Genomic DNA, 25,314 nt, shown 5'->3' on the forward strand with positions numbered 1-25,314 from the left:
ACGCTGCGCGCCTAGTCGACACGCAGCGTCCAAGACCACGTCAAAGGGTTATTTGGACCATTCCACCCAGTCGCGCATCAGACGGTGCGCAATGGCACCGCCGTGCGGGCCAGATATGCCCTCACCCGGCGTTGCTTCCAGCATTGCTGCAACCTCTTGCCGGGTGAACCAGCGGCAGTCTTCCAGTTCGATTTCATCGCGAGAGATTTCGAACGACAGCGCCTCGGCATAGCAACCGATCATCAGCGAATGCGGCATCGGCCATGGTTGTGAGGCGTGGTAGCGCACACGACCGATTGCGACGCCGGATTCCTCGTGCGTTTCACGACGAACAGCCGATTCGATTGTTTCACCCGGCTCCACAAACCCGGCAAGGCACGAATACATGCCTGGCGAAAAATGCGCGCCACGTCCCAGCAGGCAAAGGTCGCGCTCCACATCAATCGTCAACATGATGACGACGGGATCGGTCCGCGGAAAAATCATGTTGTTGCAGGCGGGGCAGACGCGCTTGTAGCCGCCAATACGCAGCTCCATTTCCGTGCCGCAACGACCGCAAAAGCGGTTTTGGGCGTTCCAGTGTGTCAGGCTGACGGCCTGAGCAACCTCGCCCAGCAATTCCTCGTCGAGCAGGTGGTCACGGTAGAGCGTGCGCGCATCGGCAAGTTTGTGATGGCTGGCCAGCCGATCTTCCGTGACACCAACCGGAACAGCAATTCTCGGCTCACCGGTCTCGCGGTACCCCAGCAAAACTGCGTTATCGAAGTCCGGCTGCAACTCGGCCAGTTCGTACGCGGAAAACAGCGGATCGATCACCTGCTCGTCGTGCTTCAGCACAAGACGACCACCAGCGAGGGCGAGAATATGCGTGCCGTCGATCTTCAGAGCATCGGCAACACAGTTTTCGGTTCTCTTTTCAGCGAAACGATCAAGCGCGTTTTGGGAAAATGCAGTCAGTGCGCTTGCTTCGGGATGGGGGGCAGTGGTTTCAAAAATCGTCATTGAGATCATTAGAGAGCGCCGGAGATTTTTTGCATGAAAGATTTCTTTTCCTCTGCGGGGTACGGCACCGCGGTGCCATGCCCCCATATGGGCCCTGGCCAGCAGGTGTCACCTTCATTACGGGCAATGATATGAACGTGCAGTTGGCGAACGATATTTCCCAACGCGCCGACATTGATCTTGGTGGCCTGGGTAACATCCTTCAAAGCATTGGCAACCAGATTGGTTTCGAAGGTCAGCATCGCCTGATCGAGCGGCGTCAGTTCAAACAGCTCGCTCACATCGTTTCGTTGCGGCACCAGCACCAGCCAGGGCCAGCGGCTGTCGTTCTGCAAGCGCAGTTCGCACAGGCCTAGCCGGGTCACAAGCTCGCTGTCCCGCGCCAATCTTTCGTCCAGGCGGAATGTCTCCAAGGCGTCCTCCATGTTTGTTTTCACTGTGATAGCAGTTTTTTGAATGCTTGGCTTGCATTTGCTTTCGATATTGCCGATATGTGGCGCCGGGAGGTTGGTGGTGGACGAGCCACTCGCCAACCGGGTCAGGTCCGGAAGGAAGCAGCCCTAACGAGCCCGGCACGGGTCGCCGTGCCAGCCTCCCACCTTTTTATTTGCAAAATGATGTGCTCAGCTTTCGCCGGGCCAGTTCCGCGCCCCAAGACAAACTGGCAAAACAAACTGGCGAGGCAATGAGCGACACCGTATCCACCACCCCAAGCACTTCCCAAAACGGAGCTGGATACCGGGTACTGGCGCGCAAATACCGCCCGAAAGATTTTTCCGACCTCATGGTCGGCCAGGAGCCGATGGTCCGGACGCTGACAAACGCGTTCGAAACCGGCCGCATTGCCCAGGCCTATATGCTGACCGGTGTTCGCGGTGTGGGGAAGACAACAACAGCACGCATTCTCGCCCGTGCCTTGAACTACAAGACGCCCGAGATCGACAAACCGACCATTGATCTGCGCATTCCCGGTGAACATTGCCAGGCGATCATGGAAGGGCGACACGTCGATGTCATCGAAATGGACGCCGCCTCTCATACCGGTATCGACGATATCCGCGAGATCATCGAACAGGTTCGGTACCGCCCTGTTTCGGCGCGTTACAAGGTCTACATCATCGACGAAGTGCACATGCTTTCGACGCAGGCATTCAACGGTCTTCTGAAGACCCTTGAAGAGCCGCCGGAACATGTGAAGTTCATTTTCGCGACCACGGAAATTCGCAAGGTTCCAATCACCGTTCTGTCGCGTTGCCAGCGTTTTGACCTGCGCCGAATCAGCGCTGCCGATCTGGTCGGATTGTTTACCGCAATCGCCGGCAAAGAAGGCTTCGAAGCCGATCCGCAGGCCTTGGCAATGATTGCTCGCGCTGCGGAAGGCTCCGCGCGTGACGGTCTGTCGCTGCTCGATCAGGCGATCGCCCACGGCGGCGGACGTGTCGAAACGGAAGCCGTGCGCGGCATGCTTGGCCTTGCCGACCGGGCGCGTATCGTTGATCTGTTCGAGCACGTCGTCAAAGGCGATGTCGCGGCCGCCCTTTCAGAATTTAACGGTCAATACGAAGCGGGTGCAAACCCTGTCGTGGTGTTGAACGACCTCGCAGATTTCACCCATCTTGTCACGCGCATGAAATATGTGCCGGATGCCGCTGACGATCCCTCGCTTTCGGAAGTCGAGCGCGTGCGTGGCGCGGAATTTTCCGAAAGCATCGCCGTTTCGGCGCTGTCGCGCATCTGGCAGATGCTGCTCAAGGGTATTCCCGAAACCGAAAATGCCTCACGCCCGGCAGGTGCCGCAGAAATGGTGCTGATCCGTCTTGCCCATGCCGCGAACCTGCCCGCACCTGAAGATGCCGCGCGCCGTCTGCTGGAACTTTCCAACGGCGAAGGCAGCATTTCGAATGGCGGCGGCAATGGTGGCGGAAACGGCGGCGGTGCCCGCGCCTATGCCTCAACGCAGGCCGTTGCATCCGCCCATGCGGCACCGCAGCGGCAACCATCCGCGCAGCCGACCGCTATGCTGCGTGCTGTGCCGGACAGCCGCCCGCAGGAGATGCAGATCGCTGTCGCGAAGACCGAAGACCGGCCGGAGCCAAAGGTTGCGGTCAATTCCCTTCAGGATATTGCCGATCTCTGCGGAAAGAACCGCGATCCGGTTATGAAGGCAAAGGTGCGCGGTTTCGTGCGCCTGGTGCGACTGGAGCCCGGCCGTCTCGACATGCGGCTTGGAGAAGGTGCGCCGGGGTCTCTCCCCGGCGAACTCGGCGTGAAGCTGAAGGAATGGACCGGCATCCACTGGATCGTCAGCCTGAGCAAAGAACAGGGTCAGCCAACGCTGGTTGAAGCCGAGGTCAACGCCCGCGATGCACGTCTTGTGGATGCGCGACAAGACCCTGACGTGGCCGCGATCCTGCAACAGTTTCCGGGTGCAAAGATCACCGACGTGCGTATTCGCGCCGTTCAGCAGGACGATTCGGAAGAAATCGCGCCGCCATCTGTCGCCGAGTCCAGCGAAGGCGACATTCTGCCCGGCGACGACATCGAGTTTTAAAAGACAACAAGAACAGGAGTTTTGCACATGCGCGACATCATGGGCATGATGGGCAAAGTCAAGGAAATGCAGGCCAAGATGGAAAAGGTGCAGGAAGAAATTGCCGCCCTTGAAATCGAAGGCAAGTCCGGTGGCGGTCTCGTCACCGTCATCCTCAACGGTAAGGGTGAGATGCGCGGCCTGAAGGTTGACCCTTCGCTCTTCAAGGAAGACGAAGTTGAAATCCTCGAAGACCTGATCGTGGCCGCCCATAAGGACGCCAAGGAAAAAGGCGAGGCGCAGGCGCAGGAAAAGATGGCGGGCCTGACCGCCGGGCTTCCGCTGCCGCCAGGCATGAAGTTTCCTTTCTGAGCGAGACTTACACTTCAAGCATTGTGCGAAAGCGTTCAGCAAGCGGCGTGCCGAGATAATCGGCGCGCTCTTTTTGTGTCAGCCGCATCGGACGAAAACGCTGAAGAATGACGGGAATGGGCAGTTTCGTTCCGCGATAAGCCTCGAAGGCAAGGTCTTCTCCCGCCTGCAAGAAACCGCCTTTCAGCACACGACAATAAAAGCCCGGATGTCCGGCTTCGCGAAAACGGGGCGCAAAATCCGGATCACCGAGACGGGTCGACAGAGTGGCGCAAGGAATACGGGCCGCCGTCACCTCCAGAACCACCTCTGTCGCGTAAAGCCGGTCCCCGACATAAAGGGTCGCGCTGTCGAGGCCATCCACCACAAGATTCTCACCGAACAGGCCGGGTTCCACCGCGTAACCGAGGCTTTGCGACCAGAAATCGAGATCGGCAGAGCCCATCGCGTAGATCGCCTGATCCGGGCCGCCGTGATGTTTGCGGTTACAGACGGCATCTCCAACGATGCCCTCGGCATCGATCATGACAGGCCCCGGCACGACGTGTTTGAAAATGCCCGTCTTTGTGGTTTTTCCGGGCAAGGTTTGCGCATCGGCGCGGCAGATTGACTGTATTTTCATGCGAAACCTCCTGCACACGTGATTCCCGGTTCCCGATTTATGCGCTAGAAAGCGCCTATGGCAAAACGAGTCACCGGCCCCGAAATCGAAAAACTCATTCAGCTTCTCGCAAAGGTGCCGGGGCTAGGTCCCCGCTCGGCGCGGCGTGCTGCCCTGCACCTCATCAAGAAGAAGGAACAGCTTCTCGGGCCTCTCGGTCACGCCATGGGCGAGGCCTATGACAAGGTAAAGATCTGCTCCTGCTGCGGCAATGTCGATACTATCGATCCCTGCACCGTTTGTTCGGATGTTCAGCGCGACCAATCGATCATCATCGTGGTCGAAGACGTATCCGATCTGTGGGCCCTGGAGCGTGCAAGTGCCATGAACACTGCCTATCACGTGCTGGGTGGTACGTTGTCGCCGCTCGACGGCGTGGGACCGGAAGATCTGAACATCAAGGGGCTGATCGACCGTGTCAGCGCAGGCGGCATCCGCGAGCTTATCATCGCCGTTAACGCCACTGTCGAAGGCCAGGCGACCGCCCATTACATCACCGACCGGCTCGCCGATCTCGGCGTCAAGATCACCAGGCTTGCACATGGCGTGCCCGTAGGTGGCGAACTCGATTATCTCGATGAAGGCACATTGACCGCGGCGCTTCGAGCTCGCACCACAATCTGAGCCTTTCGTCTTTCCAAAGGAGACCGAATGCGAATCCGATTTTCTGTCGCAGTATTGGCCGCCACGCTTTCCGTTCTCACGGTCACAAGTGTTCATGCACAGGCTGTTCCGACAGGTGCTACTGCCGCGCGCTACAATCAGGATTTCAATACCTGGCTGAAAAAGGAAATCTGGCCGGAGGCGCGCAAGGCGGGTGTGTCGCAGCAAACGCTCGAAGCCGCTCTCAGTGGCCTCTCCATCAACTGGAAACTGCCTGATCTCGTCATTCCCGGGCAGAAACCGCCGAGGGAGCAAAGCCAGAGTCAGGCCGAATTCTCCTCACCGGGCGCCTATTTCTCAGAGAAACGATTGCAGAGCCTTGCAGCGACAGGCCGCTCTCTCGCCGCCACCCACGCCGCCACACTCCGCCGCATCGAAGCGAAATACGGCGTGCCCGGCAACATCATCGTGGCGATCTGGGGACGCGAGTCGGGTTTCGGGCGCGCCAAGCTGCCTCATCAGGTGGTCGATGTGCTGGCTACCAAAGCCTATATGTCAACGCGTAAGGACATGTTCCGCGTCGAATTGATCGATGCCTTGAAGATCGTACAGAGTGGCGACATCGCGTCCTCGCGATTGATGGGCTCGTGGGCAGGCGCACTTGGCCAGCCGCAATTCATGCCATCGAGCTATCTGAAATATGCGGTTGATTTCGACGGTGATGGTCGCCGCGATATCTGGAATTCCGTTCCCGACGCCCTCGCCTCCATAGCCAACTATCTTTCGCAAAAAGGCTGGCAGGCAAACCGGGATTGGGGCTTTGAGGTCTCCATACCCGGCAATGTGTCCTGTGCGCAGGAAGGTCCCGACCTCGCGCGCCCTGTCGCCGACTGGGCGAAAATGGGCATTGGCAGGATTTCTGGAAAGGCTTTTCCGTCCAACGATCTTTCGGCTGATGGAATGATGCTGGTGCCGGCAGGGCGTCATGGGCCAGAATTTGTGGTGACGCCGAATTTTTACGTGATCAAGGAATATAACAATTCCGATCTCTACGCCCTGTTCATCGGCAATCTTGCCGATCGCATCGCCTATGGTGCCGGTCCTTTCCAGGGAGAATGGGGCAATGTCGGCTCCATGCTGCGTTCGGATGTGCTTGCCATGCAGAAAGCCCTTGCTGCGAAAGGCTACGACGTCGGCAAGGTGGATGGGCTGGCAGGCTTCAAGACACGTCGCTCACTTGGCGACTGGCAGGCAAAAAATGGCATTCAGCCGACCTGCTTCCCCGACGCTTCTCTCAAAGCAAAATTGAAATGACGTCAATCCTGGAGAACGGCAAGCGCGCAGTCCTCCATTAATGCTCGTCGGTATGCGGCTTATGAAAAATGTCGTCGGTCGGTGGAATGGTCTGCCGCTCGATCATGCGGTGAACACGCGGGCGCGTCGTGCCACGGTGTAGAGCCAGCAATCGATCCCAGGTTTCGGCATCCGCCTGTGTACGGCGGTGATTGTGGCGTACATATTCCACCCATGTCGGCACATGGTAGCTTTCCGTCCAGATATCCGGGTTTTCCAGATCCCGCATCAGGTTCCAGTTGCGCGCGCCATCACGAATACGGATACGCCGCCGCTCCGCCATGACGGGCAGGAACTCGCCGAGATCCGCATCATCGATCTCATAGTCGATCAGGATTGCGATTGGCCCGCTGCGCGGTTTGATATCGAGCCTTAGCGGAGGTTCGACAAACCGATTAAGCGGATCGAGATTGAGTGACGCAAAAGCCGGCATGGCGAGCTTGAAGCCGACGACCACGCCGAGCAGCATCAGGGCGCACGAACAGAGAAGCGAATAGCTGATGCCCGCCTGTTCGGCGAGGGTACCCCATAACCAGCTACCGACTGCAATACCACCGAAAGTCAGCGTCTGATAAAGCGACAAGGCGCGGCCCACTACCCAGCGTGGCGTGGAAAGCTGGACGATGGTGTTGAACAGGGACAGAGCAAGAACCCAGCAGGCACCTGCGACTGTCAGAACCAGGGCCGTCACAAACGCGCTGGTACTGATTGCAGTGACCCCGGCACTGAAGGCAAATCCCAGGAATGCGACGCGCACGATCCATTCACTTGATAACACTTCACGCAGACGCGCGCTTATCAAGGCACCACCGATCGCCCCTACCCCAAAGGCGCCAAGCATGACGCCGTACGTCAACGGACCTCCCTGCACGAGATCACGCGCGACAATCGGCATGAGGGCAAGGATAGCGCTGGCGGAAAGGCCGAATAGAAAACCACGCACCAGCACCTTACTGATATTTGGCGACATGGCGACATAACGCATGCCGGCGGAAATCGCCGACAAAAGCTGTTCTCGCGGCAAAGGCGACGGATTTTTCGGCGGCTGCCAGCGAAACAGAGCGTAAATCAACGCGAAATAACTCATCGCGTTGACGAAAAACGCTGCCGCTGCACCAGCGGCAGCGACGATGACACCACCAATTGCCGGGCCGACACTGCGGGTAATGTTGAATCCGACGCTGTTCAATGTCACGGCAGCCGGCAGATCTTCGCGCGGCACCATTTCACCAACCGACGCCTGCCAGGATGGGTTGTTGAGAGCCGTTCCACAGCCAATCAGGAAGGTAAAGAACAGCAGCAGCCATGGGGTCAGCCAGCCGGACCAGGCAAAAACGGTCAGCAGGATCGAGGCCGCAAGCATCAGAAGCTGTGCGGAAATCATGATACGGCGACGATCGAAACTATCCGCCAGGGCACCGGAAACCAGCGAAAACAGCATGATCGGCAAGGAGGTCGATGCCTGCACCAGAGCGATCATGTTTTCGGACGTTGACAGAGAGGTCATCATCCACGCCGCACCGACGGCCTGGATCAACCCACCAAAATTCGAAGCAAGACTTGCTATCCAAATTCGTCTGTAGGTCAAATGCCTTAGAGGCGCGAGTGGCGATTTACGGTCGGGCACGATCGGTCCACATGAAGCAATTGCACTTTATCGATTGCCGACTATAGACGGCGCCGGAAATCATGCCAGCCCTTCGCGGATCAGGATGGCAAAAATGTGCCCTCGCTCCGCATACTGGCCGGGCTATCGGGAAAACCTTGCAATTGTACCCTGAAGCGTCTATATGCAGGTTCAAATTCTTGATCGCTTGATGAAGAGTGGGGTCGCAAGGCCCCGCTCTTTTTCGTTAGGCGAACCCAAAAAACGGGGCGCAATGTCCCGGACCGAAATTCAAGACCGGAAGGCCAGATGGCAGACACCGAATACGAACCAAGACTGATAACCGAAACGGGCGTCGACCAGCGCATTGCCGAGATCATCGAGCCTGTTCTGACCGGTATGGGCTATGTTCTGGTGCGGGTCAGACTCCTCAACCAGAACGGCATGACCTTGCAGATCATGGCTGAACGGCAGGACGGCACGATGACCGTTGAGGACTGTGAAGCCATCTCGATGGCGATTTCACCGGTTCTTGATGTGGAAGATCCGGTCGATAAAGCGTATCATCTCGAAGTGTCCTCGCCCGGTATCGACCGGCCGATGGTCCGCAAATCCGATTTCACCCGTTGGCAGGGCCATCTGGTGAAAGCCGAAACGTCGATCCTCGTCGAGAACCGCAAGCGGTTTCGCGGCAAGATTATTGAGGTCGACGCCGATGGCTTCAAACTGGAGCGCGACCAGATCGCTTATGGCGATGCGCTGACAGTCGTTATTCCGTTCAGCGCGCTTTCCGATGCGAAGCTTGTTCTGACGGACGATCTTATTCGTGATGCGTTGCGGGCAGACAAAGCGGCCAAGGCCGCCGCCGCAAATCAGAACGACGAAGACGAAACAGACGAAGACTAATTCCAACGTAAAGCCCGAAAAACGGGCGACCAACGCAACTTGCGACTTACGGAGACAGAAAAATGGCAGTGAGTGCTAACCGGCTTGAGCTTCTGCAGATCGCCGATGCTGTGGCGCGCGAAAAGGTCATCGACCGCGAAATCGTGCTTGCCGCAATGGCCGACGCTATCCAGAAAGCCGCCCGCTCGCGCTATGGCTCGGAAACCAACATTCGCGCCGACATCAACTCCAAGACCGGCGAAATTCGCCTGCAGCGTCTTCTGGAAGTTGTCGAAAAGGCCGAAGACTATTCCACGCAGATCCCGCTGGAACTGGCCCGCGACCGCAACCCTGACGCAAAGCTCGGCGACTTCATTGCCGATCCGCTTCCGCCGATGGATTTTGGCCGTATTGCCGCGCAGTCTGCAAAGCAGGTCATCGTTCAGAAGGTCCGCGAAGCGGAACGGGATCGTCAGTATGACGAATTCAAGGATCGCATCGGCGAAATCGTCAACGGTACCGTCAAGCGCGTCGAATACGGCAACGTCATCGTCGATCTCGGCCGTGGTGAAGGCATTATCCGCCGTGACGAGATGATCCCGCGCGAAAACATGCGTTATGGCGATCGCGTCCGTGCCTATGTTTACGACGTTCGTCGCGAACAGCGCGGCCCGCAGATTTTCCTTTCGCGTACCCATCCGCAGTTCATGGTGAAGCTCTTCACCATGGAAGTTCCGGAAATCTACGACGGTATCATCCAGATCAAGTCGGTTGCCCGTGACCCGGGTTCGCGCGCCAAGATCGCCGTGATCTCGAACGATTCCTCGATCGATCCGGTTGGCGCCTGCGTCGGTATGCGTGGTTCGCGCGTTCAGGCCGTTGTTGGCGAGCTGCAGGGCGAAAAGATCGACATCATTCCGTGGAGCCAGGAACCGGCATCCTTCATCGTCAACGCCCTTCAGCCGGCTGAAGTCGCGAAGGTCGTTCTCGACGAAGAAGCCGAACGCATCGAAGTGGTTGTTCCCGACGAGCAGCTTTCGCTCGCCATCGGTCGTCGTGGTCAGAACGTTCGTCTGGCATCGCAGCTCACCGGCTGGGATATCGACATCATGACCGAGCAGGAAGAGTCCGAGCGTCGTCAGAAGGAATTCAACGAGCGCACCGGTCTGTTCATGGAAGCTCTCGACGTCGACGAAATGGTCGGTCAGGTACTTGCTTCCGAAGGCTTCGCACAGGTCGAAGAACTGGCCTATGTCGACCTCGATGAAATTGCCTCGATCGACGGCTTCGATGAAGACACCGCCAACGAAATCCAGACCCGCGCCCGCGAATATCTCGAGCGCCTGGAAGCTGAAATGGATGCCAAGCGCAAGGAACTCGGCGTTTCGGACGAACTGCGCCAGATCGACGGCCTGACATCGCAGATGATGGTTGCGCTGGGCGAAGACGGCATCAAGTCCATTGAGGATTTCGCAGGTTGCGCTGCGGACGATCTGGTTGGCTGGAGCGAACGCAAGGACGGCGAGACCAAGAAGTTCGAAGGCATCTTCTCCAAGCTCGACGTATCGCGCGTTGAAGCCGAAAACATGGTGCTTCAGGCTCGCCTTCTGGCTGGCTGGATTACCGAAGAAGAACTTGCCGCTGAACAGCAGGCTGCCGAAGAGGCAAATGCTGCCGAGGAGGCGGATACCGCCGAACAGGAATGACATCGCAAGCGCATGAGCCGGATGAGCTGCCCGAGACAGACGACGGGCAGCCCGAAGGCAACGTCAACGGACGTATGTGCATTGTGACACGGCAAAGCGGATCACCCGACGAATTGATCCGCTTCGTCGCAGGCCCGGACGGAAGTGTGGTTCCGGACCTGAAACGCCAATTGCCGGGGCGCGGCTGCTGGGTGAAAGCCGAGCGCGCCCTGATCGAAAAAGCCATCGCGAAAAAGCTTTTCGCACGGGCTCTTAAACGCGACGTCAAGGCCGGTCCTGAACTTCTGGTTCTGATCGACAGGCTGATGGCGCAGCAGGTTGCAGGAATGATGACCATGGCTCGCAAGGCTGGCCAGTTCATCAGCGGCGCGATGAAAGTCGATGCCGCCGTTCGTTCCGGAAACGCCATTGCGGTGTTCCACGCGACAGATGCGGCAGCCGATGGCGTGAGAAAACTGGACCAGGCCCGCAAGGCCTGGACGCTCGGCAGTGATGCCGGGAAAGAAATTCCGTCCTTCCGGCTCTTTAGTGGCGCCGAAATGGACGAGTTGATGGGCCAGAATGCTTTTATCCATGCCTGCGCGCTTGCGGGACAGGCGGGTGAGGGTGTAGTGAAGCGCGCAACGATGCTTGAGCAGTACCGCCACGGCGGTCAGCCCGAAGCGGAATGCGTCGCTGCCCGGACAGAACAATGACGCGGTTACCGAATATGAACGGTCGCCGCGTTCCGATGCAGCAATTGAACGACGAGACCTGATGGACGTCATCCGGCTCTCGTCCGAAGGAACGGGAACGGAATGACCGACAACAACGACGACAAGACACTCAACGCACCAGCCAAGAAGACTCTTACCCTGAAACCGGGCGGGATGAATCAGGGTACGGTTCGTCAGGATATGGGTCGAGGTCGCACCAACGCGGTTGTCGTGGAAACACGTAAACGCCGCCCCATGCGTCCCGAAGACGAGAAGCAGGGCACGCACGCCCCGGTTCAGGCGCCCAAGCCAGCAGCTCCCGTGGCCGCAGCCGCACCGCGCCCGCAGGCTCCCCAGCCACGCGTTCATCAGCCATCTGGTCAGCAGCAGCGTCCGGGTTCTTCCCAGTCGCAGCAGCGCCCCGGCTCCTCCGCTCCTCAGCAGCGTCAGCCTGAACGGCCGCGCGGCAATGTCCTGCACGACCTTTCCGCAGGCGAGATGGAAGCGCGTCGCCGCGCTTTGATGGAAGCCCAGGCTCGCGACGTTCAGGAAGCCAAGCAGCGTGCAGAAGACGAAGCGCGCCGCAAGGTAGAAGAAGAACGCCGCATTGCAGCGGAGAAGGAAGAGGCAGCACGTCGCGCCGCCGAGGAAGCTGCTGCCGCGAAGGCAGCGGCAAGCCAGCCGGTTGCTCAAAATCAGCCTACTCCTGTCGAAGAAAAGCCCGCTCAGGCCGCAACGCCTGCACCGCGTGCTGATGCCCGCCCGCAGCCTTCGGCACGCCCGGCCGCAACGCCCGCACGTCCGGCTCCTGCCGGTGACGCCGCAGCACAGCGCGGACGCCGCACTTCGGATGAGGATGATGATCGCGGTGCACGCCGCACCACCGGCATGCCGGTTCGTGGCAAGGTTGTCGCTCCGGCGCCTGCCAAGCCTGCTGCCCGCCTCAAGACGGAAGAAGAGCGCCGTCGCGGCAAGCTGACCGTAACCGCCGCCAATCTGGAAGAAGACGGCACACCGCGTGGCCGCTCGATGGCCTCCATGCGCCGTCGTCAGGAAAAATTCCGTCGCAGCCAGATGCAGGAAACCCGCGAAAAGGTCATGCGCGAAGTCATCCTGCCTGAGACCATCACCATTCAGGAACTGTCGCAGCGTATGGCCGAACGTGCCGTCGACGTCATCAAGTTCCTGATGAAGGAAGGTCAGATGATGAAGCCCGGCGACGTGATCGACGCCGATCTGGCTGAACTGATCGCAGTCGAGTTCGGCCACACGGTCAAGCGCGTTTCCGAATCCGACGTTGAAGAAGGTCTCTTCAACAAGGTTGACGATGAAGGCGAGATGGTTTCCCGTCCGCCGGTCGTAACGATCATGGGTCACGTCGACCACGGCAAGACATCGCTGCTCGACGCCATCCGTCAGGCAAATGTGGTTGCTGGCGAAGCCGGTGGCATTACCCAGCATATCGGTGCTTATCAGGTCGAGAAGAACGGTCAGAAGATCACCTTCATCGACACCCCCGGCCACGCCGCCTTTACGGCGATGCGTGCTCGTGGTGCGCAGGCGACGGATATCGCCATCCTGGTGGTTGCCGCTGACGATAGCGTGATGCCGCAGACGATTGAATCGATCAATCACGCCAAGGCGGCCAACGTGCCGATCATCGTGGCGATCAACAAGATCGACAAGCACGAGGCAAACCCTGAAAAGGTTCGCCAGCAGCTTCTGCAGCACGAAGTGTTCGTGGAATCCATGGGCGGTGAAGTGCTTGATGTGGAAGTGTCCGCCAAGAAGCAGCTTGGTCTCGACAAACTGCTTGAAGCGATCCTGCTGCAGGCCGAAATTCTCGACCTAAAGGCAGATCCGAACCGTACTGCAGAAGGTACCGTCATCGAAGCGGAACTCGACCGCGGCCGTGGTGCCGTGGCCACCGTTCTCGTGCAGAAGGGTACCCTGAAGCCTGGCCAGATCATCGTGGCTGGCGACCAGTGGGGCCGCGTTCGCGCGCTCGTCAACGACAAGGGCGAACACGTCAAGGAAGCCGGTCCGGCCATGCCTGTCGAGGTTCTCGGTCTTTCCGGTACGCCCTCTGCAGGTGACCGTTTTGCGGTTGTCGAAAACGAAAGCCGTGCTCGCGAGATTTCCGAGTACCGTCAGCGTCTGGCACGTGACAAGGCCGTTGCCCGCCAGACCGGTCAGCGCGGTTCGCTGGAACAGATGATGAGCCAGTTGCAGACTTCGGGAATGAAGGAATTCCCGCTGGTCATCAAGGCAGACGTGCAGGGTTCGGTCGAAGCCATCATCGCTTCGCTCGACAAGCTCGGCACCGACGAAGTCCGCGCTCGTATCGTTCACTCTGGCGCTGGCGCCATCACTGAATCGGATATCTCGCTTGCCGAGGCATCCAACGCCGCGATCATCGGCTTCAACGTTCGCGCCAACGCACAGGCACGTACGGCTTCCGAACGCGCCGGCATCGAGATCCGCTACTACAACATCATCTACGATCTGGTGGATGACGTGAAGGCAGCGATGTCCGGCCTGCTGTCGCCGGAGCGTCGCGAGACCTTCCTCGGCAACGCGGAAATCCTGGAAGTGTTCAACATCACCAAGGTCGGCAAGGTCGCGGGTTGCCGCGTTACCGAAGGCAAGGTGGAACGTGGTGCAGGCGTTCGTCTCATTCGCGACAACGTCGTCATTCACGAAGGCAAGCTCAAGACGCTCAAGCGCTTCAAGGACGAAGTGGCAGAAGTGCCGGTCGGTCAGGAATGCGGTATGGCGTTCGAGAACTACGAAGATATCCGCGCAGGCGATATCATCGAGTGCTTCCGCGTCGAGCACATCACCAGAACGCTCTAAGCGTCCGGTTGAAACGTACATGAAAATCGCAATTGGGCGCCGGCAAGCCGGCGCTCGATTCTTTATAGCGCCCTCAATCACTCGAAGCGTGCAAAGGTCGCCGTAACACCAGAGCACCGCTGATCGTTTCAGACGCAGTCAGGACGCTCTAACACTTTGAAACTGCGCATCGTTCGCATCGAAAATCGATTTCGATTTTCGGACCTATGCGCTAGATTTGCACACGCCCTCCTCGACAGAAAAGATTGAGGGGCGATGTGCAGGGGCAAAAGAAATGGCAAAAGCAACATCATCGGCTCCTTCGCAGCGTATGCTGCGCGTCGGCGAACAGGTTCGCGCGGCCGTGACGCAAATCCTGCAACGCGGCGAAGTTCGCGACGATCTTATTGAAAAGACCGTCATTTCGATCTCGGAAGTGCGCATGTCGCCCGATTTGAAGATCGCGACGGCTTACGTAACGCCACTTGGCGTTGCCGATCACACCGGCACCATCGATGCACTCAATCGTCATGCCAAGTTCATTCGCGGCCGCCTTGGTCCACAGCTTCGGCAGATGAAATACATGCCGGAACTGCGTTTCCGCGACGATACGAGTTTCGATAATTATCAGAAGATCGATGCACTTCTGCGCTCGCCAGAAGTCAGCCGCGATCTCGGCACGTCTGCAGACAAAGACGAAGAATAGAACTGAAGCATGTCCAAACCACGTAAACAGCAGTCCCGTAAACCAAAGGGCCGCCCGGTTTCCGGCTGGCTTATTCTCGACAAGCCGCTTGATTTCGGTTCGACGGAAGCCGTCTCCAAGATCAAGTGGCTGTTCAATGCCCAAAAGGCCGGCCACGCCGGTACGCTCGACCCGTTGGCGTCAGGCATGCTGCCGATCGCCCTTGGCGACGCCACCAAGACTGTCCCTTACGTCATGGACGGCCGCAAGATATACGAATTCACCGTTACCTGGGGTGAAGAGCGGACAACGGATGACCTTGAGGGCGAAGCCGTTGAAACGTCCGATATACGCCCGAACGAACAGGCAATCCGCGATATTCTGCCGAACTACACCGGCACCATCATGCAGACGCCACCGCAGTTCTCGGCCATCAAGATTGCCGGCGAGCGTGCCTATGATCTCGCGCGCGAGGGCGAGACCGTGGAAATTCCTGCCCGCGAAGTCCAGATCCATCGCCTGACGTTGCTCGCCTGCCCGGATGCCGATACCGCCCATTTCGAAGTCGAATGTGGCAAGGGCACCTATGTTCGGGCACTGGCGCGCGACATGGGCCGCGATCTCGGCTGTTTCGGCCATATTTCCGAGCTGCGTCGCACCATGGTTGCGCCATTCGGCGAAGACATGATGGTTCCGCTTGAGAAGCTTGTTGAGCTGGAAGCACTCGAGGATCGCGATGCACGTCTCGAAGCCCTTGATGCCTATCTCATCGATACGGCCGAAGCGCTTTCCTCCCTGCCCCGCCTGATCATCAACGACGATCAGGCCCACCGGTTGAAAATGGGCAATCCCATTCTGCTGCGTGGCCGTGATGCACCAGCCGATCATCCGGAAGCCTATGCCACCGCGCATGGCAAGCTGGTCGCCATTGGCGAGATCGCCCAGGGCGAGTTCCGCCCGAAACGCGTTTTTGGCTGAGACGCCCGCAAAGGGGCGGCTGTCAATCGCCTCTTTCAATTATACCCATAATGGTTTATAGGCAGCGCCAGCTTGGGCGCTTGCCCGCGCTACTGAATGGCCAGAGCTGGACGACATCCCGGCTTTAGGCGTCCCGTTTTTCCTTAAAATAGAAAGGATCGTCCGATGTCGATTACTGCAGAGCGCAAAGCCGCCCTCATCAAGGAATACGCAACGAAGGAAGGCGACACCGGTTCGCCGGAAGTTCAGGTTGCCATCCTGACCGAGCGGATCAACAACCTGACGGAACACTTCAAGGGCCACAAGAAGGACAACCACTCCCGTCGTGGCCTTCTGACGCTGGTTTCGAGCCGCCGTTCGCTTCTCGACTATCTGAAGAAGAAGGACGACGCCCGCTACACCAAGCTGATTGGCGCCCTCGGCATTCGCCGCTAAAACTCTTCCGGCGGGTTTTCGTTACGATACCCGCCGGTTTTTCTATCCGGATCATTCCGGATTTCTTGTTTTCCGGGACTTCGCTGAAAAAGCGTCCCGAACCTAAGGTGGCCCGGATGGGCCGGTGCCGCCTTGTAACCGACGACCTGTCATGGGGCAGGATTGCCGGATGCTTTGGCCAGAGATGGCATGCCGCGCTGTTATGGCCACCGGCAAAAAGCCTCCCGCTGTCTTGCCCGTGATTGTGTCTCAGAGCTGCCCGGTTTCGGCATCTTGCCGAAGGGCAACCAAGATTAAGGACAAGATATGTTCAATCAACACTCCGTGGAAATTGAATGGGCAGGCCGCCCGCTGAAGCTGGAGACCGGCAAGATCGCCCGTCAGGCTGACGGCGCGGTCATCGCAACCTACGGCGAGACGATGGTTCTCGCGACCGTGGTTTCCGCCAAGGCTCCGAAGCCTGGCCAGGACTTCTTTCCGCTGACCGTCAACTATCAGGAAAAGACCTACGCAGCTGGCAAGATCCCTGGCGGCTACTTCAAGCGCGAAGGCCGTCCGAGCGAAAACGAAACGCTGGTTTCTCGCCTGATCGACCGTCCGATCCGCCCGCTTTTCCCTGAAGGCTACAAGAACGACACGCAGGTCGTTGTTACCGTTATCCAGCACGATCTGGAAAACGATCCCGATATCCTGTCGATGGTTGCCACCTCGGCAGCGCTTACGCTCTCCGGCATCCCCTTCATGGGCCCGATCGGCGGCGCACGCGTCGGCTACATCAACGGCGAATATGTTCTGAACCCGCACCTCGACGAGATGGACGAATCCACCCTCGATCTGGTTGTTGCCGGTACGTCCGACGCCGTTCTGATGGTTGAATCAGAAGCCAAGGAACTGAACGAAGACATCATGCTCGGCGCCGTCATGTTCGGTCACCGTGGTTTCCAGCCGGTCATCGACGCGATCATCAAGCTCGCTGAAGTTGCCGCCAAGGAACCGCGCGAATTCGAACCGGAAGACTTCTCCGCTCTCGAAAACGAGATGCTCGGTCTGGCCGAAGCTGAACTGCGCGACGCTTACAAGATCACCGAAAAGGCTGCCCGTTACGCCGCTGTCGACGCCGTCAAGGCGAAGGTCAAGGCTCACTTCCTTCCGGAAGAAGGCGAAGCCAAGTACACGGCAGAAGAAATCGGCGCCGTCTTCAAGCATCTTCAGGCCAAGATCGTTCGCTGGAACATCCTCGACACCAAGAGCCGTATCGATGGCCGCGACCTGTCGACCGTTCGTCCGATCGTTTCGGAAGTCGGCCTTCTGCCACGTACCCACGGTTCTGCGCTTTTCACCCGTGGTGAAACCCAGGCGGTCGTCGTTGCCACGCTCGGCACCGGTGAAGACGAGCAATACATCGACAGCCTGACTGGCATGTACAAGGAACGCTTTCTGCTGCACTACAACTTCCCGCCCTACTCGGTCGGTGAAACTGGTCGCATGGGCTCCCCGGGCCGTCGCGAAATCGGCCACGGCAAGCTCGCATGGCGCGCTATCCGCCCGATGCTGCCGACTGCGGAACAGTTCCCCTACACGCTGCGCGTCGTATCGGAAATCACCGAGTCCAACGGCTCGTCCTCGATGGCAACGGTTTGCGGCACCTCGCTCGCACTGATGGACGCAGGCGTTCCGCTTGCCAAGCCGGTTGCAGGTATCGCCATGGGTCTGATCCTCGAAGGTGAACGCTTCGCCGTTCTCTCCGATATCCTTGGTGATGAAGATCACCTCGGCGACATGGACTTCAAGGTTGCCGGTACCGCCGATGGTATCACCTCGCTCCAGATGGACATCAAGATCGCTGGTATCACCGAAGAGATCATGAAGATCGCTCTTGAGCAGGCTCAGGGCGGCCGCAAGCACATCCTCGGCGAAATGGCCAACGCCATCACCGAGAGCCGCAGCCAGCTCGGCGAATTCGCACCGCGCATCGAAGTGATGAACATTCCGGTCGACAAGATCCGCGAAGTCATCGGTTCAGGCGGCAAGGTCATCCGCGAAATCGTTGAAAAGACCGGCGCCAAGATCAACATCGAAGACGACGGCACCGTCAAGATCGCCTCGTCTTCGGGCAAGGAAATCGAAGCGGCCCGCAAGTGGATTCACTCCATCGTTGCTGAGCCGGAAGTCGGCCAGATCTACGAAGGCACGGTCGTCAAGACCGCTGACTTCGGCGCTTTCGTCAACTTCTTCGGCGCCCGTGACGGCCTCGTGCACATCTCGCAGCTCGCTTCCGAGCGCGTTGCAAAGACCTCCGACGTCGTCAAGGAAGGCGACAAGGTTTGGGTCAAGCTGATGGGCTTCGACGAGCGCGGCAAGGTTCGCCTCTCCATGAAGGTTGTCGATCAGGCAACCGGCAAGGAAATCGTTGTCGAAAAGAAGAAGGAAGAAGGCGAAGCTGCTGCCGAGTAAGGCTGCGCCGCCTGTCCCACATCGAGGCGCGGGAATTTCCCGCGCCTTTTTTCTATTTACCGCTTGAGGAACTCCGATGAGCCGCGACGCCGTCAAAACCCTGTTTCATCCTTTTGCCGCCGACATGCTTGAAATGCCGAAATCCGGCGAACGCGTGCTGTTTCTCGGTGCGGAAGCCGGTACGGCCCGGCCAGCCGGTTTCGATGCCGACATCGTTGCGGTTCAGAACCTGCGCCCGCTTTACCGGACCCTGCAGGCGCACAGCGCCGAGGTAACGCCGGATATTCCCGAGGGCACCTATGATGCTGCACTCATCCTGTGCGGCAAGCACCGCGGCGAAAACGAAAACCGGGTGGCCGAGGCGCTGAACCGGGTCAAGACTGGAGGCATCATCGTTGCTGCCGGCTCCAAGGAAGACGGTATCGTCACGCTTCGCAAAACGTTGGCAAAGCTTGGTGTCGAGGCAGAATCGACACCGAAGTACCACGGTGTTGCGCTGTGGTTCAAAAGACCGGACGATGTTTCAGCTCTGGTTGGCAAACTGAAGCATGGCGCAGTCACCGTCGAGGGCCGCTTCACGGCGATGCCTGGCATGTTCTCGCACGACCGTGTCGATGATGGTTCGGAACTTCTCGTCTCGCGCCTGCCAACGGACTTTGACGGCAATGCCGCAGATTTTGGCGCCGGCTGGGGTTACCTGTCGATCATGCTGGCCGAGAAATCGCCACGCACGGCGCGCATCGATCTCTTCGAAGCAGACTGGAATGCCCTCGAATTCGCCAAGAACAATCTCCTGGAAAACAATCCGCGTCTCACCGCCCGTTTCTTCTGGCAGGATCTCGCCGCCGAGCCGCCGAAGGAAAAATACGACCTCATCATCATGAACCCGCCGTTCCATGCAGCCGGTCAGGCAGCCGAACCAGCACTTGGCCAGGCCTTTATCAAGGCGGCAGCGGCTGCGTTGCGCAGTGGCGGCAAGCTTCTGATGGTCGCCAACCGCGGGATGCCCTACGAGCCGATTCTGGCTGCAGAATTCCGCAACAGCCAGGAAGTGTGCCGCAACGCCCGCTTCAAGATCTTGAGCGCGCAGAAATAATCAGCGCAACTTAAACCCAGAGCACGTCCGTCTCGTTAAGATTGGACGTTCTCTGTTTTGCTTTCCAATTTTTACAGAAATTCCCTAGCTCAGCAGCCAGGCCCAAAGCGACACGGACAGAACGCCCGTCGCGGTCGATATGCTGATCGTGGAGGCCGCGACGCTGTGGCCTATGCCGAAACGGTTGGCGATCAGCCAGGCATTCACGCCCGTCGGCACCGAAGAGGTCAGAACAAGTGCCGCGGTCCATTCATGGCTGAGGCCAAGTGCGCGCCCCATCAGCCAGACGCAGGCGGGCAACAATAACAGCTTGAACACTGTCATCGTGAATGCGATCCGCAGATTGCCACGGACAGTGTATTTCGTCAGTGCCATGCCAAGCGAAATCAGTGCTGCCGGGCCAGCCATTGAGGCGACCTGATCGATAACCGTCTTCATGACGGACGGTATGGGCAGTCCCGAGACATTTGTTGCAAGGCCGATGCAAAGGCCGATCACCAGCGGGTTGGTGACAAGATTGCGCCCAACCTGCTTGAAGACCGCGCCCATGCTCCGCTTTTCACCACCAACGGCCTTATGCGTGGCATTTTCCATCAGAATCGTGCCTGCGATCATCATCACGGGCAGATGAATGGCAAGCAGGATCGACAAAGCGACCAAACCTTCATCGCCAACCGAACGACCGACTAGAGGCAGACCGATAAAGATGTTGTTGGCAAAAGCCGAGGAAATGCCGGCAATGACTGCAATGCGTACATCCTGCTTGAAGACGTAGCGGGTCACGATGTGGCCGAGTGTCCATGTAACGGCGACACCGGCAAAATAGGTGATCCAAAGGCGAAATGGCGACGCCCCGTGGAAATTGGCCTCCGCCAGCGTCCGGAAGATCAGGGTCGGAACCGCAATCTTGAACACGAAGTCGCTTAAAATCTCGCCGGCATCCGCTCTGAACAGTCCTGCTTTGACAGTCAACCAGCCAATCAGGATCAGAATGAAAATAGGGGCAACGTTTGCGGCAACAGCGGACATGAGGAGGGAGACTTTCGCGGCCTTGGGAAGATATCCCGCTTACCCCATCTTCACGGTGCGGACAATGCTTACATGTCCGTCGAACGGAATCTTGCGGCCCGGACCAGCATTCGACATCGTGTCGCAAAAGCACAAAAAGAAAAAGCGGGGTCACCCCCGCCTTTTTTCGGACCGTTATGTTCCACCAGTACATCCGTGGTGAAAACAACGGTTGAGCTGGAAGACCTCATGCCTTCCTTTCGGAACACATATGCGCCCTTTGCTCTGACACCGATATAGCGCGCCCATGTTACAGCCAAATGACGCCCGAATGGACAATATCACGGCGCATATTCCTCCCCGCTCCCGCTTTGGGCTTTTCTTGCCGCGAGAAATGTTTAAGACCAAATTCCGGACACCAGCACGGACCCGTGCGAACCGGAAAAGGGCCTATGACGAAATTCGACGTACTGACGGTCGGCAATGCTATCGTCGACATCATTTCCCGCTGCGATGATCGCTTTCTCAACGACAATGGCATTACCAAAGGCGCGATGAACCTGATCGATGCCGAGCGGGCCGAATTGCTTTACTCCCTGATGGGCCCGGCCCTTGAGGCCTCTGGCGGCAGCGCCGGCAATACGGCGGCCGGCATTGCGAATTTCGGCGGCAAGGCTGCCTATTTCGGCAAGGTCGCCAATGACCAGCTCGGTGAAATCTTCCAGCATGATATTCGTGCGCAGGGCGTCTATTTCGAAACCAAACCGGAAGGCACCTTCCCGCCAACGGCGCGCTCGATGATCTTTGTCACCGAAGACGGCGAGCGCTCGATGAACACCTATCTTGGCGCCTGTGTGGACCTCGGCCCTGAAGACGTTGAAGCCAACGTCGTCGCCGACTCCAAGGTGACCTACTTCGAGGGTTACCTCTGGGACCCACCGCGCGCCAAGGACGCCATTCGCGACTGCGCCCGTATCGCCCATGAAAACGGCCGCGAAGTTTCCATGACGCTCTCGGACAGTTTCTGTGTTGGGCGCTATCGCGACGAGTTTCTCGATCTGATGCGATCCGGCACGGTGGATATCGTATTCGCCAACAAGCAGGAAGCTCTGTCGCTTTATGAAACCGACGACTTCGAGCTGGCACTTTCGAAGATCGCTGCCGACTGCAAGATTGCTGCGGTGACGATGAGTGAAGATGGCGCGGTCATCCTGCGCGGCAACGAACGGGTAAAAGTCGATGCCTTCCCCGTTCACGATGTTGTCGACACGACCGGAGCCGGAGACCTCTTTGCAGCAGGCTTCCTGTTCGGCTACACGCAGGACCGCTCGCTTGAGGATTGCGGCAAACTCGGCTGCCTTGCCGCCGCCGCCGTTATTCAGCAGGTCGGACCGCGGCCGATGTCGTCATTGAAAGCTCTGGGCAGCAAACACGGGCTTATTTGAAGGCTTCGCCCGGATAGGCCCCCCAGATTTCGCCCTGTGATAACCAACCATTTGCCTGGCCGGCTTCGGCCCGGCACCAGTCACCGTTGCATTCCTTGATGATGACCTGAACGCCAGGCTCGAGCTTTGCAACAACGGCCGCGCCCGATTGCGGATCGCGGCGCATGTTGACATATACGTCCTTGCCCTTGCCCCGCATCCACGGGGCTGCAACGGCTGTCCGCTCGCCGGAAAGTAATGCCTGGTTGACCCAACCTTCCGTGCCGTCAGCATCGCGGATACGACGCCAGTTTTCATACTCCTGAATGATCTCCACCGGCATGCCGGACTTCATGTACATCCAGGAGACCGCGTAGTCGGTGCTGGGGCCGATTCGCATGTTGACGCGCTTCGACTTCAAGCTGACGAAACGCGGCAGCGGCAGACCGCTTGCGCCCTTTGCAGCACTTTGAGCGCTGACCTGTGCTGGCGTTGCCGCGAGAAAAGCCAGCGATAATGCAATGCAGACCATAGAAGTTACGCGACGCATGCCCATTTCCGCTTCCTTGCCTTCCGTAAACCACAGGATATCCAGGACACGCGTTTCCAGCGCCTCGCGCCCGCACGAGTTTTGTTTGTCTTCGCCGGTGGGTCTGGTAGAAACGCCCTGAGTGAGAGAAATTATCGCTCTTTCTGGTTAATGACTTCTGAACAAGGCAGCGGCTAACGATGACTCACAAGAAGAGACCAACCGTCTATCTCACCCGCAAACTGCCGGATGTGGTCGAAACCAGAATGCGAGAGCTTTTCGACGCCGAATTGAACATCGATGACACGCTGCGTAGCGAACAGGAACTCGTCGCCGCCATGCAACGGGTGGACGTTCTGGTGCCAACGGTTACCGATCGTATTACCGCTGCAATGATCGAACAGGCCGGGCCACAATTGAAGCTGATTGCCAGCTTTTCCAATGGTATTGACCACGTGGACGTGGATGCGGCAGCGCGCAAGGGCATCACCGTCACGAATACGCCCAATGTGCTCACCGAAGACACGGCCGACATCACCATGGCGCTGGTGCTGGCTGTGCCGCGCCGCATGATCGAAGGCACGCGCGTTCTCGCCAACGGCGCTGACGAGTGGATGGGCTGGTCGCCGACCTGGATGCTTGGACGACGCATTTCCGGCAAACGGATCGGCATTGTCGGCATGGGGCGGATCGGCACAGCGGTTGCCCGACGCGCAAAAGCCTTCGGGCTCTCCATCCACTACCACAATCGCAAACGCGTCAATCCGGCCACTGAAGCGGAACTCGAAGCCACCTATTGGGACAGTCTTGACCAGATGCTGGCCCGCGTCGATATCGTTTCCATCAATTGCCCTGCAACGCCGGCGACCTACCACCTGATCTCGGCACGACGGTTGGCGCTGATGCAGCCGACGAGCTACATCGTCAACACAGCCCGTGGTGATATCATCGATGAAGCCGCGATGATCCAATGCCTGCGAGACGGCAAGATCGCCGGCGCTGGCCTGGACGTCTATTCGAATGAGCCTGCCGTCAATCCCAAGCTCATCAAGCTCGCCAAGGAGGGCAAGGTGGTGCTGTTACCGCATATGGGCTCGGCAACCATCGAAGGCCGCATTGACATGGGGGAGAAGGTCATCATCAACATTCGCACCCTGTTCGATGGTCACCGTCCACCGAACCGCGTTCTGCCGGGCCGCAACTGATCGCATCAGTCGAGTCGCTTGGTCATTTCAATCGAGGTCATTCGATCAAAGCCGGGATGGGCATTTTCGGCTGTTTTGACGAAGCCACAGGATGAGAACCGGGCGTGATTGCCGACAAGCTCAATGCGCGTCTCCAGACGCAATGCCGGGAGCGCCAATTCGCGCGCCAAGGTCTCCGCCCTCGACATCAGCCGGTAACCGACACCCTTGCCCTGTGATTTCGGCGATACAGCCAGTTTGCCGACATAAAGACTGCCAAGCGGTTCAGGCTTGCAAAAGATGCAGCCCAGGATTTCGCCATTTTCCAATGCTGCAAACGCGATTTCGTTTTTGACTTTTTCGGCAAGGTTTTGGAGTGTCAGACGATGGGCGGAGGATGGCGGATCGATAACCCCATCCATATAGGCAAAGGAAGCCATGATGAGCGCCAGCAATTCAGGCTCACGTCCAAATTCTTGATCGATCCCGACAATCTCGATCATGCCGTAGTCCCTTCGCGTCGACGCTTGTAACGGACAGTTTCAAAACGGGCAGCAAGTGCGTCATACAGCAACAGACGACCGATCAGGGGTTCACCAGCGCCCGTTATCGCCTTCACCGCCTCCATGGCCATGATCGTCCCGATAACACCGGTCAGGGCACCAACGATGCCTGTTTCAGCGCAATTCGGAATGAGGCCTTGCGGTGGTGGAGCCGGGAAGAGGTCTCGGTACCCTGGCAGTAAACGCCCATCGGGCCCGGTCTCGTAGGGTTTCAGTACCGTGACCGATCCGTCGAAACGGCCAACGGCCCCTGTCACCAACGGTCGCCTTGCGCTTTCGGCAGCGTCGGCAGCGGCATACCGCGTATCGAAATTGTCCGAGCCATCAATAATGAGATCAAAACCCTTGAGGTGTGTGTCTGCCCAGACAGCGGAGAAACGGTCCTCATAGGCAAGGATGCGGACATGCGGATTAAGCCGGGCAATGGTATTGCGCGCACTCTCCGTTTTCAGTTCCCCAATCGTGCCGCTGTCATGGATCACCTGCCGCTGGAGGTTGGACAACGAAACGACGTCGTCATCGATCAGGCCGAGCGTTCCAACGCCTGCGGCAGCAAGATAAAGCAGAACGGGCGCGCCGAGCCCCCCTGCTCCGATAACCAGTACGCGGGCCGCCTTCAGGCGCTGCTGCCCAACGCCACCGATTTCCGGCAAGAGGATATGGCGCTTGTAGCGTTCGATTTCCTCGGGACTCAAAGGCTCCATCTCGCG

General features: G+C 58.5%; 23 protein-coding genes and 1 other RNA gene. 16 read left to right on the forward strand and 8 right to left on the reverse strand.

Features of this window, described 5'->3' with window-relative positions:
• Nucleotides 1-48: 48 nt before the first annotated feature.
• A complete protein-coding gene (gene nudC / locus ACIQT8_RS16305) occupies nt 49-1,011 on the reverse strand; it encodes an NAD(+) diphosphatase (protein ID WP_138794166.1) in 963 nt (320 codons plus the stop codon).
• Entirely contained in the window at nt 1,011-1,427 is a 417-nt protein-coding gene (locus tag ACIQT8_RS16310) for an HIT domain-containing protein (protein WP_262523674.1), read from the reverse strand. The genes nudC and ACIQT8_RS16310 overlap by 1 nt, the downstream gene beginning before the upstream one ends.
• A gap of 77 nt (nt 1,428-1,504) precedes the next feature.
• On the opposite strand from ACIQT8_RS16310, the gene ffs reads away from it, so the two are divergent.
• From ffs to ACIQT8_RS16325, 3 genes are all read left to right on the forward strand, one after another.
• Nucleotides 1,505-1,601: signal recognition particle sRNA small type (gene ffs / locus ACIQT8_RS16315), an RNA gene on the forward strand.
• A gap of 86 nt (nt 1,602-1,687) precedes the next feature.
• The gene (locus tag ACIQT8_RS16320) at nt 1,688-3,553 is read left to right on the forward strand and encodes a DNA polymerase III subunit gamma/tau (protein ID WP_262523671.1); all 1,866 of its coding nucleotides are present in this window, start codon (nt 1,688-1,690) and stop codon (nt 3,551-3,553) included.
• Nucleotides 3,554-3,580: 27 nt separating this feature from the next.
• Entirely contained in the window at nt 3,581-3,904 is a 324-nt protein-coding gene (locus ACIQT8_RS16325) for a YbaB/EbfC family nucleoid-associated protein (RefSeq protein ID WP_138794164.1), read from the forward strand.
• Nucleotides 3,905-3,911: 7 nt separating this feature from the next.
• Here the strand turns inward: ACIQT8_RS16325 and ACIQT8_RS16330 are convergent, their stop codons facing one another.
• Complete coding sequence (locus ACIQT8_RS16330) at nt 3,912-4,526, reverse strand: MOSC domain-containing protein (protein WP_400967096.1); 615 nt, start codon at nt 4,524-4,526, stop codon at nt 3,912-3,914.
• Nucleotides 4,527-4,583: 57 nt separating this feature from the next.
• On the opposite strand from ACIQT8_RS16330, the gene recR reads away from it, so the two are divergent.
• Nucleotides 4,584-5,189: a recombination mediator RecR gene (gene recR, locus ACIQT8_RS16335; protein WP_138794162.1), complete on the forward strand. Its 606-nt coding sequence runs from the start codon at nt 4,584-4,586 to the stop codon at nt 5,187-5,189.
• Nucleotides 5,190-5,216: 27 nt separating this feature from the next.
• Nucleotides 5,217-6,482: a lytic murein transglycosylase gene (locus tag ACIQT8_RS16340; protein WP_400967100.1), complete on the forward strand. Its 1,266-nt coding sequence runs from the start codon at nt 5,217-5,219 to the stop codon at nt 6,480-6,482.
• Nucleotides 6,483-6,519: 37 nt separating this feature from the next.
• On the opposite strand, the gene ACIQT8_RS16345 is transcribed toward ACIQT8_RS16340, so the two are convergent.
• On the reverse strand, nt 6,520-8,148 hold the full coding sequence (locus tag ACIQT8_RS16345) for an MFS transporter (protein ID WP_138794160.1): 1,629 nt from the start codon (nt 8,146-8,148) through the stop codon (nt 6,520-6,522).
• Nucleotides 8,149-8,436: 288 nt separating this feature from the next.
• Here ACIQT8_RS16345 and rimP point away from each other — a divergent pair, with 288 nt between their 5' ends.
• The 9 genes from rimP to ACIQT8_RS16390 all read left to right on the forward strand — a co-directional run bounded on the left by rimP (nt 8,437) and on the right by ACIQT8_RS16390 (nt 19,896).
• The gene (gene rimP, locus ACIQT8_RS16350) at nt 8,437-9,033 is read left to right on the forward strand and encodes a ribosome maturation factor RimP (protein ID WP_400967103.1); all 597 of its coding nucleotides are present in this window, start codon (nt 8,437-8,439) and stop codon (nt 9,031-9,033) included.
• Between the two features lie 62 nt (nt 9,034-9,095).
• On the forward strand, nt 9,096-10,718 hold the full coding sequence (nusA, locus tag ACIQT8_RS16355) for a transcription termination factor NusA (protein WP_262523659.1): 1,623 nt from the start codon (nt 9,096-9,098) through the stop codon (nt 10,716-10,718).
• Nucleotides 10,715-11,413: an RNA-binding protein gene (locus ACIQT8_RS16360; RefSeq protein ID WP_400967106.1), complete on the forward strand. Its 699-nt coding sequence runs from the start codon at nt 10,715-10,717 to the stop codon at nt 11,411-11,413. Before nusA ends, ACIQT8_RS16360 begins: the two co-directional genes overlap by 4 nt.
• Nucleotides 11,414-11,515: 102 nt before the next feature.
• Complete coding sequence (infB, locus tag ACIQT8_RS16365; protein ID WP_400967109.1) at nt 11,516-14,269, forward strand: translation initiation factor IF-2; 2,754 nt, start codon at nt 11,516-11,518, stop codon at nt 14,267-14,269.
• Nucleotides 14,270-14,543: 274 nt separating this feature from the next.
• Complete coding sequence (rbfA, locus tag ACIQT8_RS16370; RefSeq protein WP_138794155.1) at nt 14,544-14,954, forward strand: 30S ribosome-binding factor RbfA; 411 nt, start codon at nt 14,544-14,546, stop codon at nt 14,952-14,954.
• A gap of 9 nt (nt 14,955-14,963) precedes the next feature.
• Entirely contained in the window at nt 14,964-15,911 is a 948-nt protein-coding gene (truB, locus tag ACIQT8_RS16375; RefSeq protein WP_138794154.1) for a tRNA pseudouridine(55) synthase TruB, read from the forward strand.
• A gap of 165 nt (nt 15,912-16,076) precedes the next feature.
• Nucleotides 16,077-16,346: a 30S ribosomal protein S15 gene (gene rpsO, locus ACIQT8_RS16380; protein ID WP_027674538.1), complete on the forward strand. Its 270-nt coding sequence runs from the start codon at nt 16,077-16,079 to the stop codon at nt 16,344-16,346.
• A 306-nt stretch (nt 16,347-16,652) separates the two neighbouring features.
• Nucleotides 16,653-18,800 (forward strand): polyribonucleotide nucleotidyltransferase, encoded by a 2,148-nt coding sequence (pnp, locus tag ACIQT8_RS16385; protein WP_138794153.1) that lies wholly within the window; start codon nt 16,653-16,655, stop codon nt 18,798-18,800.
• Between the two features lie 76 nt (nt 18,801-18,876).
• On the forward strand, nt 18,877-19,896 hold the full coding sequence (locus ACIQT8_RS16390) for a class I SAM-dependent methyltransferase (RefSeq protein WP_138794152.1): 1,020 nt from the start codon (nt 18,877-18,879) through the stop codon (nt 19,894-19,896).
• Nucleotides 19,897-19,980: 84 nt separating this feature from the next.
• Here the strand turns inward: ACIQT8_RS16390 and ACIQT8_RS16395 are convergent, their stop codons facing one another.
• Nucleotides 19,981-20,925, reverse strand: a complete 945-nt coding sequence (locus tag ACIQT8_RS16395) for an AEC family transporter (protein ID WP_400967115.1) — start codon at nt 20,923-20,925, stop codon at nt 19,981-19,983.
• Nucleotides 20,926-21,356: 431 nt separating this feature from the next.
• Between ACIQT8_RS16395 and ACIQT8_RS16400 the strand changes: the two genes are divergently transcribed.
• Nucleotides 21,357-22,349: an adenosine kinase gene (locus ACIQT8_RS16400; RefSeq protein WP_138794150.1), complete on the forward strand. Its 993-nt coding sequence runs from the start codon at nt 21,357-21,359 to the stop codon at nt 22,347-22,349.
• Here ACIQT8_RS16400 and ACIQT8_RS16405 read toward each other — a convergent pair.
• Nucleotides 22,342-22,884 (reverse strand): SH3 domain-containing protein, encoded by a 543-nt coding sequence (locus tag ACIQT8_RS16405; RefSeq protein ID WP_138794149.1) that lies wholly within the window; start codon nt 22,882-22,884, stop codon nt 22,342-22,344. The two genes, ACIQT8_RS16400 and ACIQT8_RS16405, sit on opposite strands and share 8 nt — an antisense overlap.
• 173 nt (nt 22,885-23,057) lie before the next feature.
• On the opposite strand from ACIQT8_RS16405, the gene ACIQT8_RS16410 reads away from it, so the two are divergent.
• Nucleotides 23,058-24,062 (forward strand): D-glycerate dehydrogenase, encoded by a 1,005-nt coding sequence (locus ACIQT8_RS16410; RefSeq protein ID WP_138794148.1) that lies wholly within the window; start codon nt 23,058-23,060, stop codon nt 24,060-24,062.
• 5 nt (nt 24,063-24,067) lie between these two features.
• On the opposite strand, the gene ACIQT8_RS16415 is transcribed toward ACIQT8_RS16410, so the two are convergent.
• Together ACIQT8_RS16415 and ACIQT8_RS16420 are read right to left on the reverse strand one after the other, a co-directional pair.
• On the reverse strand, nt 24,068-24,544 hold the full coding sequence (locus ACIQT8_RS16415) for a GNAT family N-acetyltransferase (protein WP_400967120.1): 477 nt from the start codon (nt 24,542-24,544) through the stop codon (nt 24,068-24,070).
• Nucleotides 24,541-25,308, reverse strand: a complete 768-nt coding sequence (locus ACIQT8_RS16420; protein ID WP_400967123.1) for a molybdopterin-synthase adenylyltransferase MoeB — start codon at nt 25,306-25,308, stop codon at nt 24,541-24,543. Before ACIQT8_RS16420 ends, ACIQT8_RS16415 begins: the two co-directional genes overlap by 4 nt.
• Nucleotides 25,309-25,314: the final 6 nt, after the last annotated feature.

Origin of the sequence: Agrobacterium sp. NPDC090273, from assembly GCF_044772305.1 — a bacterium.
Lineage (GTDB): Bacteria > Pseudomonadota > Alphaproteobacteria > Rhizobiales > Rhizobiaceae > Agrobacterium.

Coding starts and splice junctions, on each gene's coding strand:
- nudC (WP_138794166.1), bottom strand. CDS start 1,011: ATGATCTCAATGACGATTTTTGAAACCACTGCCCCCCATCCCGAAGCA.
- ACIQT8_RS16310 (WP_262523674.1), bottom strand. CDS start 1,427: ATGGAGGACGCCTTGGAGACATTCCGCCTGGACGAAAGATTGGCGCGG.
- ACIQT8_RS16320 (WP_262523671.1), top strand. CDS start 1,688: ATGAGCGACACCGTATCCACCACCCCAAGCACTTCCCAAAACGGAGCT.
- ACIQT8_RS16325 (WP_138794164.1), top strand. CDS start 3,581: ATGCGCGACATCATGGGCATGATGGGCAAAGTCAAGGAAATGCAGGCC.
- ACIQT8_RS16330 (WP_400967096.1), bottom strand. CDS start 4,526: ATGAAAATACAGTCAATCTGCCGCGCCGATGCGCAAACCTTGCCCGGA.
- recR (WP_138794162.1), top strand. CDS start 4,584: ATGGCAAAACGAGTCACCGGCCCCGAAATCGAAAAACTCATTCAGCTT.
- ACIQT8_RS16340 (WP_400967100.1), top strand. CDS start 5,217: ATGCGAATCCGATTTTCTGTCGCAGTATTGGCCGCCACGCTTTCCGTT.
- rimP (WP_400967103.1), top strand. CDS start 8,437: ATGGCAGACACCGAATACGAACCAAGACTGATAACCGAAACGGGCGTC.
- nusA (WP_262523659.1), top strand. CDS start 9,096: ATGGCAGTGAGTGCTAACCGGCTTGAGCTTCTGCAGATCGCCGATGCT.
- ACIQT8_RS16360 (WP_400967106.1), top strand. CDS start 10,715: ATGACATCGCAAGCGCATGAGCCGGATGAGCTGCCCGAGACAGACGAC.
- infB (WP_400967109.1), top strand. CDS start 11,516: ATGACCGACAACAACGACGACAAGACACTCAACGCACCAGCCAAGAAG.
- rbfA (WP_138794155.1), top strand. CDS start 14,544: ATGGCAAAAGCAACATCATCGGCTCCTTCGCAGCGTATGCTGCGCGTC.
- truB (WP_138794154.1), top strand. CDS start 14,964: ATGTCCAAACCACGTAAACAGCAGTCCCGTAAACCAAAGGGCCGCCCG.
- rpsO (WP_027674538.1), top strand. CDS start 16,077: ATGTCGATTACTGCAGAGCGCAAAGCCGCCCTCATCAAGGAATACGCA.
- pnp (WP_138794153.1), top strand. CDS start 16,653: ATGTTCAATCAACACTCCGTGGAAATTGAATGGGCAGGCCGCCCGCTG.
- ACIQT8_RS16390 (WP_138794152.1), top strand. CDS start 18,877: ATGAGCCGCGACGCCGTCAAAACCCTGTTTCATCCTTTTGCCGCCGAC.
- ACIQT8_RS16395 (WP_400967115.1), bottom strand. CDS start 20,925: ATGTCCGCTGTTGCCGCAAACGTTGCCCCTATTTTCATTCTGATCCTG.
- ACIQT8_RS16400 (WP_138794150.1), top strand. CDS start 21,357: ATGACGAAATTCGACGTACTGACGGTCGGCAATGCTATCGTCGACATC.
- ACIQT8_RS16405 (WP_138794149.1), bottom strand. CDS start 22,884: ATGGGCATGCGTCGCGTAACTTCTATGGTCTGCATTGCATTATCGCTG.
- ACIQT8_RS16410 (WP_138794148.1), top strand. CDS start 23,058: ATGACTCACAAGAAGAGACCAACCGTCTATCTCACCCGCAAACTGCCG.
- ACIQT8_RS16415 (WP_400967120.1), bottom strand. CDS start 24,544: ATGATCGAGATTGTCGGGATCGATCAAGAATTTGGACGTGAGCCTGAA.
- ACIQT8_RS16420 (WP_400967123.1), bottom strand. CDS start 25,308: ATGGAGCCTTTGAGTCCCGAGGAAATCGAACGCTACAAGCGCCATATC.